13 protein-coding genes and 1 riboswitch are annotated in these 17570 nt (G+C 41.6%); all 13 genes read left to right on the forward strand.

Annotation, left to right across the window (positions count from 1 at the left end; translation table 11 throughout):
- Nucleotide 1: 1 nt before the first annotated feature.
- The 13 genes from EHS13_RS15275 (at nucleotide 2) to EHS13_RS15335 (ending at nucleotide 17565) form a co-directional block, all read left to right on the forward strand.
- Nucleotides 2–4528 (forward strand): non-ribosomal peptide synthetase, encoded by a 4527-nt coding sequence (locus tag EHS13_RS15275; protein ID WP_155701166.1) that lies wholly within the window; start codon nucleotides 2–4, stop codon nucleotides 4526–4528.
- Between the two features lie 30 nt (nucleotides 4529–4558).
- On the forward strand, nucleotides 4559–5596 hold the full coding sequence (locus tag EHS13_RS15280; protein ID WP_155701167.1) for a hypothetical protein: 1038 nt from the start codon (nucleotides 4559–4561) through the stop codon (nucleotides 5594–5596).
- A 68-nt stretch (nucleotides 5597–5664) separates the two neighbouring features.
- Complete coding sequence (locus EHS13_RS15285) at nucleotides 5665–6417, forward strand: 4'-phosphopantetheinyl transferase family protein (RefSeq protein WP_155701168.1); 753 nt, start codon at nucleotides 5665–5667, stop codon at nucleotides 6415–6417.
- Between the two features lie 611 nt (nucleotides 6418–7028).
- Nucleotides 7029–7209, forward strand: a riboswitch (FMN riboswitch).
- A gap of 250 nt (nucleotides 7210–7459) precedes the next feature.
- Nucleotides 7460–8569 carry a bifunctional diaminohydroxyphosphoribosylaminopyrimidine deaminase/5-amino-6-(5-phosphoribosylamino)uracil reductase RibD gene (gene ribD, locus EHS13_RS15290; RefSeq protein ID WP_193571504.1) on the forward strand — a complete coding sequence of 370 codons (1110 nt, stop codon included), beginning with the start codon at nucleotides 7460–7462 and terminating at the stop codon, nucleotides 8567–8569.
- Complete coding sequence (gene ribE, locus EHS13_RS15295; protein ID WP_155701169.1) at nucleotides 8569–9234, forward strand: riboflavin synthase; 666 nt, start codon at nucleotides 8569–8571, stop codon at nucleotides 9232–9234. The genes ribD and ribE overlap by 1 nt, the downstream gene beginning before the upstream one ends.
- 36 nt (nucleotides 9235–9270) lie before the next feature.
- A complete protein-coding gene (locus EHS13_RS15300; RefSeq protein WP_155701170.1) occupies nucleotides 9271–10506 on the forward strand; it encodes a bifunctional 3,4-dihydroxy-2-butanone-4-phosphate synthase/GTP cyclohydrolase II in 1236 nt (411 codons plus the stop codon).
- Complete coding sequence (gene ribH / locus EHS13_RS15305; protein ID WP_155701171.1) at nucleotides 10503–10973, forward strand: 6,7-dimethyl-8-ribityllumazine synthase; 471 nt, start codon at nucleotides 10503–10505, stop codon at nucleotides 10971–10973. The genes EHS13_RS15300 and ribH overlap by 4 nt, the downstream gene beginning before the upstream one ends.
- Nucleotides 10974–11037: 64 nt before the next feature.
- Nucleotides 11038–11820, forward strand: a complete 783-nt coding sequence (locus tag EHS13_RS15310; RefSeq protein ID WP_155701172.1) for a segregation and condensation protein A — start codon at nucleotides 11038–11040, stop codon at nucleotides 11818–11820.
- The gene (gene scpB, locus EHS13_RS15315) at nucleotides 11804–12436 is read left to right on the forward strand and encodes an SMC-Scp complex subunit ScpB (protein ID WP_405083564.1); all 633 of its coding nucleotides are present in this window, start codon (nucleotides 11804–11806) and stop codon (nucleotides 12434–12436) included. The genes EHS13_RS15310 and scpB overlap by 17 nt, the downstream gene beginning before the upstream one ends.
- Nucleotides 12437–12602: 166 nt before the next feature.
- Complete coding sequence (locus EHS13_RS15320) at nucleotides 12603–13289, forward strand: DUF2953 domain-containing protein (protein WP_162463130.1); 687 nt, start codon at nucleotides 12603–12605, stop codon at nucleotides 13287–13289.
- 203 nt (nucleotides 13290–13492) lie between these two features.
- On the forward strand, nucleotides 13493–14203 hold the full coding sequence (locus tag EHS13_RS15325; RefSeq protein ID WP_155701175.1) for a hypothetical protein: 711 nt from the start codon (nucleotides 13493–13495) through the stop codon (nucleotides 14201–14203).
- 441 nt (nucleotides 14204–14644) lie between these two features.
- Nucleotides 14645–16603, forward strand: coding sequence for an endonuclease MutS2 (locus EHS13_RS15330; protein ID WP_155701176.1), 1959 nt, complete (start codon nucleotides 14645–14647; stop codon nucleotides 16601–16603).
- Complete coding sequence (locus EHS13_RS15335; RefSeq protein ID WP_155701177.1) at nucleotides 16600–17565, forward strand: GNAT family N-acetyltransferase; 966 nt, start codon at nucleotides 16600–16602, stop codon at nucleotides 17563–17565. The genes EHS13_RS15330 and EHS13_RS15335 overlap by 4 nt, the downstream gene beginning before the upstream one ends.
- The last annotated feature ends 5 nt before the right edge of the window (nucleotides 17566–17570 follow it).

The raw sequence follows: 17570 nt of genomic DNA on the forward strand, positions 1-17570 counted from the left end.
AATGACTATCCCGGCTCCAATACATAAAGTGTTTCATTCTTTGACTCATGCCCAGAAACGGGTTTGGTTTACAGAGCAAATTTACCCTGGACAAGCTTTGCATCATTTGGGCGGTGCTGTAATTATCCATGACAAAATTCAACTTGATTTATTGGAGCAAGCTATTCATGCTTTAATTCATCGTCATGATGCTTTACGTTTAAAGCTGGAGGTGGTGTCTGGAGAAGTGCAGCAATATGTGGGCACTTATGAACCACAGATTTTGAAGAAGGTGGATTTTTCAGCGGCGCTTGATCCACAGACAGCTTATGAAGCATGGTTAAACGAGGAATCAAGGATCCCGTTTGTACTTGAAAATAAGTGGTTATTTGAATTTATCTTGTTTAAATTACAGGATAATAAGAATGGTTATTATGTGAAGCTTCATCATCTAATCTCAGACGGTTGGTCCATCCAGATCATGACAGAACAATTGAGGAAATGTTATGAACAGCTAATTTCAGGCCATTCCATTCATTACGAGAAAGCTCCATCTTATATAGAATATATAGAAAAAGAGAGAGGGTATTTGCATTCAAGCCGTTTTGAGAAAAACAAGACTTTTTGGATGGAGAAGTTTAGGGGAATGCCGGAGGGTCTCTTAGCCGTTAGCTCTGAAGATTGTTCAGCTAAGAGAAAGTCATTTCTAATGGAACAGGAGTTAACCGAACGACTTCAAAAATTTATATTTAAAAAAGGAGTCTCGCTCAATACTTTTTTCGTTGCATTAATGGCAGTCTATCAACAAAAAATGACAGGTCAGAACGATTTGGTAATAGGAAACCCTGTGTTAAATCGCAGTGGCAGGAGAGAGCGTGAGATATTTGGCATGTTTACGAGTACGATGCCGCTTAGAATATCATTAGCGGCAGCAAATACGATTTCAGATGTATTAATAACGATGGTGAAGCTGATTAAAGAATGTATGTTTAATCAAAAATACCCGTATAATTTATTGATAAAGGATCTAAGCAATAATCTAATACCTATTAATGGACTCTTTCAAATTTGTGTGAATTATTATAATACGAAGCTGCCCACTGAATGGAGTGGAGGTGAAATTGAGAATGTTGAATTTCACAGTGGCAGCCAATTGTATGCCTTGCAGTTGGTTGTCAAGGAATGGGAAGATTCCGGAAGGATTCAATTGGATTTCGACTACAAGATAAGTCAATATAATGAGAATGAGATCCATGTAATGTTCGATCGACTTTGTTATCTTCTAGACCAGATAATAAAAGACCCTGATGTACTTTTGTCTCAACTGCAATTGCTCAGTGGGATAGATAGGCAGAAACTTATTTATGACTTTAATCAAACAGCAAATGAGTATCCAAAGAATACAACCATAATTGAGTTATTTGAAGCTCAAGTAAAACGAAGTCCCTTGAATACAGCGGTAATTTTTGAAAATGAACAGCTAACTTACATACAGCTTAATGAAAAAGCCAATCAATTAGCCAGATATTTGCAAAGTATGGGATTTAAAATAAATGATTTTGCTGTAATCGAAGCCACGCATTCAATGGATGTGATTATTGCGATTCTTGCAATATTGAAAGCTGGAGGTGTTTATATCCCCATTGACCCGGATTATCCGGACGAACGAGTTAAGTTTATTCTTAAGGACTCACAGGCTTCATTTCTGCTTACTGATAATCCCGAGCGCTGCAAAGATTTTTACCTGGGAATGATTATCCTTATATCTGATAACTCCTTATATGCAAGTGCTGCAGCATCCAATATTGGAGTTTATCCTTGCTCCAATGATTTGGTTTATATTATGTATACATCCGGATCAACAGGTAAACCAAAAGGAGTAATGGTTGAGCAGCGCGGATTGATTAATTACATTTGGTGGGCAGGAAAAACATATATTCAGGATGAGCAAGATACATTCGCTTTATATTCTTCCCTTGCCTTTGATTTAACGGTTACTTCTATTTTTACCCCGTTACTGTACGGCATTAGAATCATAGTCTATCACGATGGAGGAACCGATAATTTTCTTCATAATATTCTGAGGGATTCCAGGGTTACCATCGTCAAATTAACTCCTGCGCATCTTTCCTTAGTAAAGGATTTGGATTTATCGATCTTTGAAGCATCCAACATTCGTACGTTTATTATCGGGGGAGATGATTTAAAAGTAACAGTAGCAAGGGAGATTGGGAAGTTATTCCCACAAGGCGTATCTCTATTTAACGAATATGGCCCTACAGAAACGGTTGTTGGATGCATGATTTATAAGTATGACATGGATCGTGACTTATCTGGTTCGGTTCCTATTGGAGTTCCTATTGATAATATGCAAATTTATATTCTAGATTCAAATTTACACCTTTCGCCAATTGGAATTGCCGGGGAGCTGTATATTGCGGGTGACGGAGTAGCACGGGGATATTTAAATCAACCCGCTTTGAACAAGGAAAAATTCATCCAGAACCCATTTAACCCAGGATCAATCCTGTATAAATCCGGAGATCTTGCCAGAAGGCGGGAGGGTGGCTGTGTGGAATATCTCGGGAGAAGCGACAATCAAGTGAAAATTCGGGGTTATCGGATTGAACTCGGGGAAATAGAGAATCAAATTCTAAATGAAGAAGGGATTAGTGAAGCCATTGTAATAGATCGTACCCACGAACTGGGAAATAAATCTCTCTATGCCTATTTGATTCTTAAAGAAAACAAGACCTTATTGACGGAACAAAGCATTCGAACGAAGCTGATGAATAAATTGCCAGCTTATATGGTACCTTCTTATATTATTTTTATCGAGCGATTTCCTTTAACCGTCAATGGAAAAATCAATCGAGACAAGCTTTCTAATTTGTGGACAGAGAAGCAGCTTTTGCTTCAAACCTTGCCTGAGAATGAGCAGGAGAGAATTCTGCTAATGGTAGTTCAGGAAATACTGCTTGATAGCGAAATTGGAATGAACAGCAATTTATACCACCTCGGTGGTGATTCAATAACTGCTATCCAGATAGCTACCAAGATAAAAAATAAAGGCTATTCAATAAAAGTCAAAGATATACTTAATTACCCTGTTCTGAAGGAAATGGCAGCAGCTTTAGTAGAGGAGAGTAAGCAGCCCCTGATACCTCAGGAGATTTCTGCGGGGCCGATTGAGTTAACACCAATCACAAAATGGTTCTTCTCGCAAAACTTGCCTGAACCGAATTATTATCACCAAACCATATTGCTGAAAATTAAACATCCTATTACTCAAAAAGGTTTGAAACTGGTTATGGAAAAGATCATTTGTCACCATGATTCTTTGCGAATAAATTATGATCCATCCAAAGATTTACTTTTTTATAATAATCAGCATTTAAATAAGCCGTTTGAAATGGATATTATACATTTAACCCCAGAACCCGCTAAGGTTAACTCAACGATTCTTCATTATAGCTGCTTGCTTAAAGCGAGTTTCAATATAACCTCAGATCTGTTAATTAAAGCTTGTTTGTTTGATTTAGGTGAAGAAGCTGGTGTAAGACTTCTGTTGAGCGCTCATCATTTGGTAATGGATGCAATTTCCTGGAGAATTCTTCTCGAGGATCTGGATAATTCTTTGTCTGCTTGGAAATCGGGGATTGAACATCACCTTCCAGCCAAAACAACATCCTTGCAGGCTTGGGCATCTGGGTTGCAAGCTTATGCCAAGCAAGTTTCAATTGAAGAAGCAGCATATTGGAAATTACTGGATTATTCCAAGAGCGATAGAAATCAAGAGGTCTACACTAATAAAGAAGTCTATACTTTACATTCAACGCAATCATTGATCGCTCTAACTATGGAACAAGCGAATAAAGCATATGGCACGGATTTTCAAGATTTACTCCTTGCAGCTTTAGTAATGGTTATTAGAGAATGGTCGAATAATGAAGAAGAAATTGTAGAACTGGAAGGTCACGGTCGTGAAGAAATATCGTCCCAGATGGATATGACAAGAACGATTGGTTGGTTTACAAGCATCTACCCGGTGAAGGTAGGAGCAAACATTATAGGTACCTCTTTAAATCATCATATTAAGACGGTTAAAGAACTAATTAGAAGAATTCCTAACAGGGGAATTGGATTTGGAGTTTTAAAATATTTGACTGGATTAGAACAGAAGCTAGACTATCAGGCTCCTCCAGCATTTCGGTTAAATTATATTGGAAACGTTGGCCTAGGAATGAATTATAATTTTTTTGACATAGATACTACTGAAGATGTTGGGCCAGAAAGCGCTCCATCCAATCCATTAAGCTGTGGAATGGAGCTGAATGTCCTTATTGTAAACGGACAGCTAGAGATCCGCACATCCTATTCAATCTCTTTATTTCCCGGAAACAGTGCGATACTATTCCTGTTAAACTTTGAAAAAAGAATTACGGAAATAATAACTCACTGCTTGCAAAAGGAGGAGGTAGAGTATACTCCAGCTGATTTTGACGGGGCGGATCTGTCACAGTTTGAGTTGGACGAACTATTCAGTTAGCGCTAAATATCATTAAGAGGTGGGATTAAAATGGAAAAAAGATTACCAGTGACTTATCCTTTAGTTAATACTTGGCCGTATCATTCCTGCTTGATGTCGATTATTTCACAATATGATTATTGCGCTCCATGGATATTTATGAATTACATTCAATTAAAGACACACGCGGAGGTAGGTTCCATTTTTGTCGATTTTTATTTATTTGACTACGACGTTTTTGGAAACAATCCTTGGCTTAAAGATAAAACCTTTAAACTTGATGTTAATACCACAAAAGAATTAGCGAGAGATTCTGGCATTAGCAAGTTTCTAATTAATTTCATTAAAAAAGGATACTATATCTTTTTTAGTGGTTTAAGCGATTATTATATTCCAGATACTATAGCTTTTCAAAAAGACAAAGATTCACTCCATGGTTTTCTCGTTTATGGATATAACTCAAATGAAGGTGTATTTGAAATGGGAGGGCACTTTGTAAATGGTAAATTCGCATTCAAAACTATAAAATTCTCGGACTTTGAGAATGGATTTGACTCTGCAAACGGTACCGGATTTGTGCAGCTTATTCCAGTAGTTCCAAGTATGCCGTTTCAAAGAGAAAACAATATTCTTATATTAAGAGATGTAGTAGATCTTTTGGAAGACTATTTATACTCGCGAAATACTTCTGAAAGAATGGCTTTGATGTATACCCCACTTGCAAATATGATTTGGGGAATAGATATTTACAATGAATTAATTAAATATATTCAATATGCAGGTGAGAATAAAAGTCTAACAGTAGACTACAGGCAATTCCATCTTTTGAATAATCATAAAAAGATCTTAATTAGGTTATGTGATTATGTTGACACTAACTTCAAAATTGAAAATGGAAAGGCTATTTTGAGTTTATTTATTGAGATTGAAAGGGATACTTCCGTACTTTTGGGTTTAATATTGAAAATGGGCTTTACTAGAAACTTAGTATTAACAAATAAGATAATCGTTTTACTGGAAGAGGTGAGAGATAAAGAACTTATCTTAATAAAAAATTTTATTTCTGCCATTACAGATGGAACCAATTAAGAAACGATTAGCAATAGAGAATCCTATATTAGCGCTTTAAAAATCATATCCGGAAGGAGGTGTATCCATTGCAATTAGAGCCTTATCAGCCTACTTCTAGGCACAAAATAGATATAAGGATTTACGCTGTTCAAATCCCAAAAATGTTGGATATATTTCAGGAAACTCAGATTATAGCTTGTCTACCGGAACATGTTGGAAATAAGCTAAAAAAGTTTCAAAAGGTAGAAGATCGTTTTCGATCTCTTTTTGGTGAAATTCTGATGCGAACGGAAGTTAGCAAAGTGCTCGGAATCACATCTCAGGATATAACTATTTCTCACAATTCATATGGTAAGCCTTCTATTCAGGGTATAGATGATTTCCATTATAATATTTCTCATTCTGGAGCTTGGGTTTTATGTATCTTTGGTTCTACACCAGTAGGAGTTGACATTGAAAAAATTGAACCGATCGATGCAATCCAGATAGCTGAGCGGTTTTTTTCGGCATTGGAAAGAGAGTATCTTAATTCGGTAGTTTCAGAGGATTGCCTTTCTGACTTCTATAAAATTTGGACCCTGAAGGAAAGTTATATCAAGGCGGTCGGGAAGGGACTCTCGATTCCATTGGACACTTTTAACGTTGTTGGCAGCAAGCTATCATATTCCTTAAGCTCATCATCGACAGTAGAGATTGATTATGAATTAAAACAATACAATTTCGAGGAAGGTTATGAATGCTCTGCATGTGCACATAATGCGAAACTTCCCGAAACTGTCCTAATTAAGAATGCTAAAGATTTGGTGAAGGAATTTATAGAATACTCACAGCACAGATGAAAAATTAATTATTACATGAATTCGATTCAAATTCGGAAAGAGGGGAAGTATGCTTATATTCAAAACAACACTTCAAAAAAGATTGGAAAAATTTTTCGACTTATTGCAGCGAGGTTTTACTGCAGAGAACCTAATACTAGAAGAAATAATTTGCATAAAGATGGGTTATTTATTAGTGAGGTGTTCAAAGCTAATAAATTACAATAATAAAGAAGTCTGGGGATATTATGAAGTGTGGAGATCAAAAGACTGCTATAGAAATCGTATTAGATACAATAAAGGTAAAATTACGAATATGGGTTTGTTTTATTATAATGAGATTGATGTAATTGAAAGGTTTAATGATATTATATCCAGATGGAATAAAGAATAATAAGAAGTATTTTCGTTATGTTTCATATTATCGCTAATATAGTTGTATAGCCTGACTCTGTCTTAATTGAAACGCTTACACAAATAAATGTCGAATTAGATGCCGAGCGAGGGAGAAAAATCCTTGCTTTTTTTATTTTGTAGGTGTAAAATTCTCAATGAAAGCTGAGTGAGTTGCTCGGTATTAAAAAGTCAGTAGCTAATCATAAATCACTAAATCATTCCCAACTAAATATGTTGTATTCCTTCAGGGCAGGGCGCAATTCCCTACCGGCGGTGATCTTACAGGTGGTTATTAACCTGCAAGTAAGTCCGCGACCCGTTTGTTATGGAGACCGTTCGCACGGATCTTTCCAAATAACCGGTGGACTTGGTGTAAATCCAAGACCGACAGTATAGTCTGGATGAGAGAAGGAGCATTTCAAAATAATGTGTTTGACGACCTTTGTTCTTTTTTTCACATACACTAGACGCGAGTGCTCTAATTACGCGCCTTTGGTGAAAAAAACGCATCGGAAGCCAGTCTATTTTACTTTGATTTGAATATGTAATTTTGCCGCCCTGACAAAAACTGTTGGGGTGTTTTTTGTTTTATACGTTAACGGGAAACTTGTAATTATTGCCAGTTCGCAGTAATACGGAAGCTTTTACTCAAATGGGGTGAGTTTGCTTGGATTTAATCAATGATGAATTTTACATGCGGATTGCGCTTCAGCTAGCTCGTGGAGCAACTGGACAAACCGGAGTTAACCCGATGGTAGGCTGTGTCATTGTTAAGGATGGCGCTGTGATCGGGATGGGAGCCCATCTTAAGATGGGAACAGGGCATGCCGAAGTACAGGCGCTGAATATGGCTGGAGCTAATGTAGAAGGCAGCACGGTGTACGTCACTTTGGAGCCATGCAGCCATCACGGGCTCACGCCGCCATGCTGCGATAGGCTTATTGCCGAGAATGTGAAGCGAGTGGTTGTCGCATGCACCGACCCCAACCCACGTGTCGCAGGCACAGGGATAACACGACTTCGGGAGCATGGCATTGAAGTCCAGCTTGGTATTCTCGAGCGTGAAGCAATTGATCTGAATGAGAAGTTCAATAAATTCATTTCAACGCGTATGCCTTTTGTAACTTTGAAAACGGCAAGTACCTTAGATGGGAAAATCGCTAGTAAAACCGGTGACAGCCGCTGGATTACGAATGATCAGTCTCGGGCTTTTGTGCATACGCTGCGCCATCAGCATCAAGCGATTATGGTTGGTGTAGATACCGTGGTAGTGGATAATCCTAAATTGACAACCAGACTTTCCGTAGCTGCCTTAGATCCGATTCGGATTATTATCGACTCCAAGCTGCGTACGCCGCCAACGGCTAGTGCATTAGAGCAGGCTGGACGCACAATTGTGGTCACGACAGATGAAGCGCCTGAAGATAAGCTAGAGAAACTGCTCGAAGCTGGGGCAGAAATTCTCAAAGCAGGTGCTGGACCGAGAGTGGATTTGCGAGATGCCATGAAGCAGCTTGCGGCGCAAGAGATTGGCTCGATTTTGCTTGAAGGCGGAGGGCGATTAAATGGGGCGATGCTCGAGCAGAAGCTCATTGATAAATGCTATCTTTTCTACGCTGGAAAGATCATTGGAGGAGACAATGCACCCTCTAACTTTTCATTTGGCGGCTTCGAGAAAATGAGTGAGGCGGTCTGGCTGGATCGCTTAAAACTAGAGCAATTCGGCTATGACTGGTGTGTCATCGGTTATCCGCAATATCAAGGTGGTGGAAGCTAATGTTTACAGGAATTATTGAAGAAATTGGCACGATGCGTTCTATAAGCAGACAGGGACAAGCGATGATTCTCGGCGTGCAAGCTAAACTGATCCTCACGGATATTCATCTGGGGGACAGTATTTCGGTTAATGGGGTTTGCTTGACGGTCATTGCTTTTGATACGACTTCATTCACTGTTGATGTGATGCCAGAGACGTTCCGACATACGAATTTGCGCAAGCTGCAGCATGGCGATCGCGTGAATTTGGAAAGAGCGATGTCGGCGCAAGGCAGATTTGGCGGTCATATCGTTCAGGGACATGTCGATGCTCCAGGACGGATTGTCTCCAGAACCGTGGAGGAGAATGCAGTAGCTTTTACGATTGAACCGGAAGATTCCGCTATTCTTAAATATATCATTCCTCGTGGCTCGATCACTTTGGATGGCATTAGCTTGACCGTTGTTCGTGTGGTGGAAGGAACATTTACAGTTTCGATTATTCCTCATACGCTTGCGCAAACTATTCTTATAGATAAGCATGCAGGTGCTTCGATCAACATTGAATGTGACCTGCTTGGCAAATACGTCGAAAGATTGCTGCAATTTCAAGGCTCCACAGAAGGAACAGCAAGCAAAAAAACCGGCTTAACACATGCCTATTTAGTAGAAAATGGTTTTAATTGAAGCAGAACATAGAGACATTGGATTGGAGTGAACGTCATGGGAGATCAGAAATTTAATTTAATTGAGGAAGCAATCGTTGATCTAATGCTGGGCAAGGTGATTATTGTCGTGGATGACGAGGATCGGGAGAACGAAGGTGACTTAATTGCTTTGGCAGATAAAGCAACACCGGAAGTGATCAACTTTATGATCACAATTGGCCGCGGCTTGGTATGTGTGCCAATTACCGAGGAGCGTGCGCTGCAGCTGGATTTACCTCCAATGGTTGCGCAGAATACCGACTATCATGGAACAGCGTTTACGATTTCGGTCGATCATATGGCGACAACAACAGGAATTTCAGCACATGAGCGTTCTCGCACTATACAAGCGCTGATTGATCCCAAAGCTAGGGCGCATGAGTTCCGTCGCCCAGGTCATATCTTTCCGTTAGTTGCCAAAAAAGGCGGCGTTTTGCGACGCGCAGGTCATACGGAGGCTGCAGTTGATTTGGCCAGGATGTGCGGCTCGTATCCGGCTGGGGTCATTTGCGAAGTGGTTAAGGAAGATGGAACGATGGCCCGAGTACCCGATTTAATCGAGCTAGCTGAACTGCATAATTTAAAAATCATTACCATCGAGAATCTCATTCACTACCGCAATGAAAAAGAAAAGCTTGTGAAACGGGAAGTGGAAACAAAGCTTCCTACGGAATATGGGATTTTTAATGCCATTGTCTACTCTAATGAAGTTGATCAAAAAGAGCATGTTGCTTTAGTCAAAGGCAAGCTGGATACAACAAAGCCCGTTTTGGTACGTGTTCATTCGGAATGTCTGACAGGCGATGTGTTTCATTCCCGCAAATGTGATTGCGGTCCTCAGCTGGAATCGGCGTTAAAGCAAATTGACGAAGCAGGCTCTGGCGTGTTACTTTATATGCGGCAGGAAGGTCGCGGCATTGGTCTCGTCAACAAATTAAAGGCTTATGCGCTGCAAGAGCAGGGATTTGATACGGTCGAGGCGAATAATAAACTTGGCTTTGCTGCAGATTTGCGCGATTATGGCATTGGAGCGCAAATTTTGAAGGATCTTGGCATTAGCCAAATGAGGCTTCTGACTAATAATCCTAAGAAGATCAAAGGGATTGAAGGCTACGGTCTGGAAGTAGTGGAGAGAGTGGCAATCCAAATTCTTGCTAATGAGGATAACCTGGGATATATGAAAACGAAGAAAAATAAAATGGGCCATTTGCTCAAATTTGCTGGAGATGTGGAAGGGGATTTTACAATATGACAAAAGTTTATGAAGGCCATTTGATATCCGAACAAGCGAAGTATGGTATTGTAGTAGGACGTTTTAACGAATTTATTACTGGTAAATTATTATCTGGAGCTTTGGATGCTTTGAAGCGTCATGGAGCAGGCGAAGACGATGTTGAAGTGGCTTGGGTTCCAGGCGCATTCGAAATAGCTTTAATCGCGCAAAAAATGGCAGAAAGCGGCAAGTACGATGCCGTCATCACCTTAGGTGCGGTAATACGTGGATCAACGCCACATTTTGAATATGTATCCAACGAAGTAACTAAAGGCGTTTCCTCAATTAGCCTAAAAACCGGCGTCCCAGTCATCTTCGGTGTTCTGACTGTAGATTCCATTGAGCAAGCGATTGAACGTGCAGGCACTAAAGCCGGCAACAAAGGCTGGGAAGCCGCAACAACCGCGATCGAAATGGCTAATCTAGTTAAACAATTGAAGGCGTAACTGGCTGGAAGGCACATTCATTGCGCACTGGAGTTCTACTTATAAAAAGCTAGGGGGATGACCTTTGAAAGTAACCTATAAGCTGGAGTCTTTTGAAGGCCCCTTGGATTTATTGCTTCATCTAATTGATAAGACAGAAGTGGATATCTACAATATCCCGATCAAAGCGATTACGGATCAATATATGGCCTATCTGGGTGAAATGCAGGAAATGGAGCTGGACGTTACCAGTGAATTTTTGGTGATGGCCGCAACGCTTCTGTATATCAAAAGCAAGATGCTGCTGCCTAAGCCGATGCCAATCATGGATATGGATGGCGATTATTACGAGGATGGCGAGGATCCGCGTGCAGAGCTTGTACGCCAATTACTGGAGTACCGTAAATTTAAAGGCATTGCCGATCATTTGCGAGAAAAAGAGCTGGAGCGCAGCTTGATCTACACACGTGAGCCCTTGGATCTAACGCCCTATCAACGTATTATTAAAGAAAATCCGGTCAAAGGGCTTTTTCCTCATGATCTGATGATCGCTTTTCAGAAGGTTTTACGCCGTGTTGTTTCACGAAATGTGATTACCAGGATTAAGCGTGACGAAATTTCTGTCAAAGACCGTATTAAAGAATTGATTCATTTGTTACAATTAAAAGATGGCAAGCTGCTGTTCTCTAAATTGTTTACGGGTGAGGTTACCCGTGAGGACGTCGTTGTGACTTTTCTGGCGATGCTTGAATTGATGAAAATGAAAGTGATCGTATGCTACCAGCATCGGTTGTTTGATGATATTGTTATACAGGCAAGAGAGGATGAAATCGTCAGTGAATTTGAAGCAGATGAAGTCAATTATTGAAGGTTTGTTGTTCGTATCGGGAGACGAAGGCATTGACGCCAAGCAATTGGCTGAGATACTGGAGGAAGATGTACCGACCGTGCTGGACACGGTTAGGCAGCTTCGCAAGGATCTTCAGAAAGCGGGTAGAGGGGTGCAGATTGTTGAATTGGCTGGTTTTTTCCAAATGACATCTTTGCCGATTCACGCCGTTTATTTTGAACGTCTGGCTTATTCCCCGTCACGATCTTCACTTTCTCAATCGGCTTTAGAAACTCTGGCGATTGTAGCATATCGACAGCCCATTACCCGTGTAGAAATTGAAGAAATTCGTGGGGTACGTGCGGATCGAGCGCTGCATAATCTGGTTGCCAAAGAATTAATTGAAGAGGTAGGTCGAGCGGATCAACCTGGTAGACCGATTCTATATGGAACTACGAAGCAGTTTATGGAGTACTTTGGCTTGAGCGGCTTGAACGAGCTGCCGGAGGCATCCTCGTTTGAGAACGATGTTAATCTGGAAGAGGAAACACGGATGCTCTTTGCTAAGCTCGACGGTAAACAAATGACCTTTGATGATATGGACGACGAAGAGGAGTTAGCTGAAGCTGGAAGTGACGAAATAGAAGCTTCTTAGCCTATCCGCAACACGTTTCATTCAAACTCTGGTAAGCTTGGCAGATTCACGCATTCATTCCCAACAAGTGGTGCATACTAACTTCGCATAGCGCTGACGAGCTTTTCGTTGCTGCTGGCGAAGTTTTTTATTGTGTTTATTTACTCAAAGGGGAGATATGTGGGCTATGATATGGCTATGGTTGGTTATATTCCTTGTGGTTGTCATGGTAGGGCTCGGCTTAAGTCGCTTGCGAGTACATATTTTTTTCTCTCGCGTGAAGGATAATGATCATTTTTTCGTTCATCTTAAGCTCCTCGGTGGCTTGATTTCCTATAAAATGGACGTACCGATTCTCGAGTACCGCGGGTTATTTGGCGGATTTGCTATTAAAATGAAGTCGATCCTGCGGATAACAAAAAAAGAAATGCAGCCGAAGAAGCAAAAAGAACAGTTTACTCCAGAGCGCATATCAGATATATATCGCTGGGGGCGGGTTTTATTAGCCCATGTTAGGGAATTTACCAGTTGGCTTCACCATATGCTTACCCACGTAAAATGCACGGAGTTTCGTTGGAATACACGGCTTGGCATTGGGGACGCTGCGGAAACGGCTTTGGCCACAGGCATGTTATGGGCAGTGAAGTCTACGCTGTTTGGTTATATTTTTCAATATGTCCATTTAGAAGCTAAGCCGAAGCTATCGATACAGCCGCAATACAATCATCCCGAGTTTTCTACGGAATTTTCATGCCATGCGAGCATACGTATCGGCTATCTTTTCTACTCCATGCTGGTCTTACTGTGGCGGATTATGAAGTCAAAAGGCGGGTTAAAGACCTGGGGTAGCGTTATATTTCGTGCACAGGGTTAGTTAAAGTTAAGTCTCATTTAGATAAAGTCTGCTTAGCTGTTTCTTTAGCTGATTTTAAACTCCGTTTACACGGAGTTTTTTGTTTTTCCGAATTTAATAAAGAGAACCGACTTATAAATAATTGCTTTTTCGACATAAACCGACACAAACCGAATAAACCTTCTGCTACAATTAAACAAATACAAATGTGGAGGTTTATAACGATGGTGTTCTGTACTATGTGCGGGCAAGAGCTTAAAGCGGATGAGGTCCACATCTGTGCCAATAATTCAGGTTCAGCGACCAAACGCGGGGGGAGCTCGCTGGGAAAGGATATCTCAGCGCTTGCCAGTCAAATTGACAAAAACCTGGTCTTGGAGCTGCTGAAAAATCCGTTAGTTGGTTTAAGATTAGACCCGGTTAAGGATATTAAATACGGGATCATTGGCTTAGCGGCTTCGATCATTGGTTTTATAATTTGGGCCGTCTTGATTAGTCATAAAATTGGCAATATAGTGAATGGATTATTCGGTGGGTTCAGTATGTTAATGGGTGAAAGCTCATTGGGTTCACAGCTAATTGGTAAGCTTATTCTGATCGGAATCCTGTCGATAATTTCTTTGATGGTATCCGTTTGGGGTATTGGGAATTGGCGGGGCAATCGTAAAATAAACTGGGCGGAAATCATAACTAGAATAGGAAGTATGCAGCTTAGCTTTGGCGCAGGGTTTCTGATTACGGGTATTCTAGGTCTATTCAGCTTATATCTATCCTTTCTGGCTATCGCTATTGTAGCCTTTACTAATCTTATTATTACTGTTTTGGGTGGAAACGAGCTTTACGAGGTTGAGAAAGATCATAGGTTTTTATTCATTACACTCCTCACTTCGACCTATTTAATTCTTTTCTACATACTATTTAGAATATTCAACTAAGTGTCTGCGGTAAAGATCCGTTATAACCAAGCTTTCCCGTTGACATCAAGCTAAGATTTACATAGTATATAGCTATAATGTGTATCAGGGGGACGTTTTGATGTCTGAGGTTGTTTTTAACTAGTTTAATTTCATATTAATAACAGCATTTTGGAACACGCAATTTTTCTGTCTACATGCATGGCTAATTATCGGAGGGTAATAATCATCGGTACTTATGAAGCTGTGGATGGAGCTGACGCGCGTTTCGTTGTTATTGGAAATTATAGTTAAGAACACCGGGATCATGATGTGCCTAAACAGCTATTCGCGACGAAACCGTGCTCTTGGAGCATGGTTTTTTGCGTCTAAACGCAGGCAGGGAATGAACAGGTATGTTCAGGGTCTGTCTTTTTTTGTGCATTTTTATAAACATTACTCACTCAGGAGGCTTTATCAATCATGGAAATCGAAACAATGCAACGCTTGGAATACGACAAAATTAAGCTAAGACTAAGCGACTTCGCTGCCTCTTATCTAGGTCAACAACATATTGAGCGGATGCAGCCATTAACAGATATCAAGGTCATTGCTGCGCTGCTTAGTGAGGTGGAGGAAGGGAAAACGCTGATTCAGCACGGCATTAGCGTACCGATCCCCGCATTAGAAGGCATAGAGCACATTATGAGTGGAATCGGCAAAGGGATGCTTTTTACAGGAGAGGAGCTTAGCTTGGTGGGCAGGCTGCTGGAAAGCACCGATCAGCTTAAACGATTTATGTTTAAAAGGGAGACCGTAGCGCCCATCGTCACTTCGTATGCCTCATCACTCTACGAGTTGAAGGAGCTTAAGAGTGAAATTGAGCGCTGTATTCGTCACGGACAGATTACGGACCAAGCAAGCGTGGAGCTGGGCAAGGTGCGGAAGAAGATCATTATTACGGAGGAGCGGATTAAGAAGAAGCTCGAGAGCACGATGCAGAAGTATAAGCCGTATCTTCAGGAGTTTGTCGTCAGTATGCGGGGAAACCGCTATGTGCTTTCCGTGAAAAAAGAATACCGCAAGCTCATAAATGGAGCTGTGTTGGATGAGTCTGCTAGCGGACAGACGGTGTTCGTCGAGCCTGCCGATATCTCAATGCTGACGTATGAGCTCAGTGAATATCGAGCTGAGGAAGCGCAGGAAGAAATGAGGGTGCTCGGCGCTCTAGCTGATCTACTGGAGGGTTATTCTTATGAACTGGGGATTAATCTGGAGACAATCGGGCATTATGATTTTTTATTTGCTAAGGCTAAATATGCCTTGTCCATGGACGGGCGATCTGTGGAGCTGAATAAGCATGGAGTGATTCGAATTCATGGTGCGAGACATCCTCATCTCGGCAAACATACGATTCCGCTGGATTTTGCCATTGGGGAGGCCTATAGCGCTTTAATTATTACTGGACCGAATACGGGAGGGAAGACGGCTGCGCTGAAAACCGTAGGTTTATTGACACTTATGGTGCAGTCTGGATTGCTTGTTCCGGTTGGTAAAGGCTGCAGCTTTGCCGTATATTCCCGTGTCGAGGTCGATATTGGCGATGGCCAGAGCTTGGAGCAGTCGCTTAGCACGTTTTCCTCGCATATTAAGAACGTGATTCGCATTCTAAAATGTGCTGGACCGTCTACGTTGATTTTGCTGGATGAGCTGGCTACAGGGACTGATCCTGGGGAAGGGATTGGCTTATCTATCGCAGTTTTGGAAGAGCTGCATCGTAGAGGAGCGACAATTGTGGCTACAACACATTTTAACGAGATTAAGAAATTTGCTGATGCCGCGCCAGGGTTTGAGAATGCAAGTATGGAGTTTGATCTGGAGACGCTAAGACCTTTATATCAGCTGACCATCGGGAAAGCTGGCAACAGCTACGCCTTCTACATTGCGCTGCAGCTGGGGATTGCACCTGAGATTATTGAGCGTTCTAAGGCGATTACTTACTCCAAGGGTGGGGTGGAAGGCAATTCTTTGATCTCGATGGAAACGGCCTTGCAGTCGCATGCATTAACTAAACAGCCGCAACCGATGAAAGCAGCAGAAGAGCAGCCTGTTACTGCAAAGGTCGCTCCCGCTATAAGCTTCAGCATTGGTGACTGCGTCTGGATTCGTTCACTTAAGCGCACGGGAATTGTCTGCGAGCTGGCTGATGTGCGTGGAGATATGCTGCTGCTCATTCAGAAGGAAAAAGTCAGAATCAACCACAAACGCTTGACCCCGTATATCGATAGAAAACAGCTCTATCCTGAGGGAGATTACGATATGGATATTGTTTTTGAGTCCAAGGAAGTCCGTAAGCAACGCAAGCAAATGGGAAAACGGCACGATCCTAAGAATGTAATCCACACATCGAACGCAAATGAAGATAAGGGGAGATTAAGATGAAACAGATAACCATACGCACGGAATTAATTAAGGACTACCCTCAGGTTGCTGAGCTGCACATTCGGGCTTTTAACGAGATTAACAACAGGGCGATTACAGCCATGGTTGCCTTGCATCGCCAGAATCTGCTTTATGATCCAGAGCTATCATTAGTTGCTGAGTTCGAGGGTCAGGTGGTGGGACATGTATTATTTTATCCGCATGATTTTTATGTAGCTGGGGAACTGTTGAAAGGGGTGGTCTTATCTCCGCTCGGGGTTAGTCCAGAGCTGCAGCGTGAAGGGATAGGCGGTCAGTTGATTGCCGAAGGGCATAAACGTGCGTTGGAAAAGGGGTATGCTTTCTCCATTCTGCTCGGGCATCCGACGTATTATCCGCGTTTTGGGTATCAAACTCATATGTATGGCACTTGTCTGACTAAGGTTGATCTTGTGGATGTATCGGATGTTCTTTTGGAGGAAAGACAGGTTCAACTAGAGGATATTACGCTTTTGCGTGAAATGTGGCAGCTTTGGTTTGAGGACAATAGTTTGGCTATTGTTCCAGAGAATTCGCTGCTCGATTGGATTAGTCCGAATATAGAGATCAGATCGGTGATCGTAATAAAGGGCGGGGAGACCATTGGATATTTACGCTATAAAAAGAATGAGCCGTTGCAGCCGCGCTATTTTCTAGCGGCTTCGCAAGTGGGGACAAGTGATCTATTGGGGCATATTCGTGCGCTAAGCTTACAAGCCGGGAGCAGCTCCAGTCTGATGCAGCTTCCTGTTCATCCACAAAGTATGCGGACTAAGCAATGGATTCCTTACGCCAGTGGCGCTGAGATTGTTCCTTGGGATGCGGCAATGCTGTGTGTGCTGGACGAAAGCTGTGACATTATTCGCAAGTATATGGAACGAGTGCGGCATAAAGAGGACTCCATTGGATCTATTCTCTGGTCGGTAGAGTTTGAAATATTGTAGTAAAA

It is taken from the genome of Paenibacillus psychroresistens (assembly GCF_009728935.1).
GTDB lineage: Bacteria > Bacillota > Bacilli > Paenibacillales > NBRC-103111 > Paenibacillus_AC > Paenibacillus_AC psychroresistens.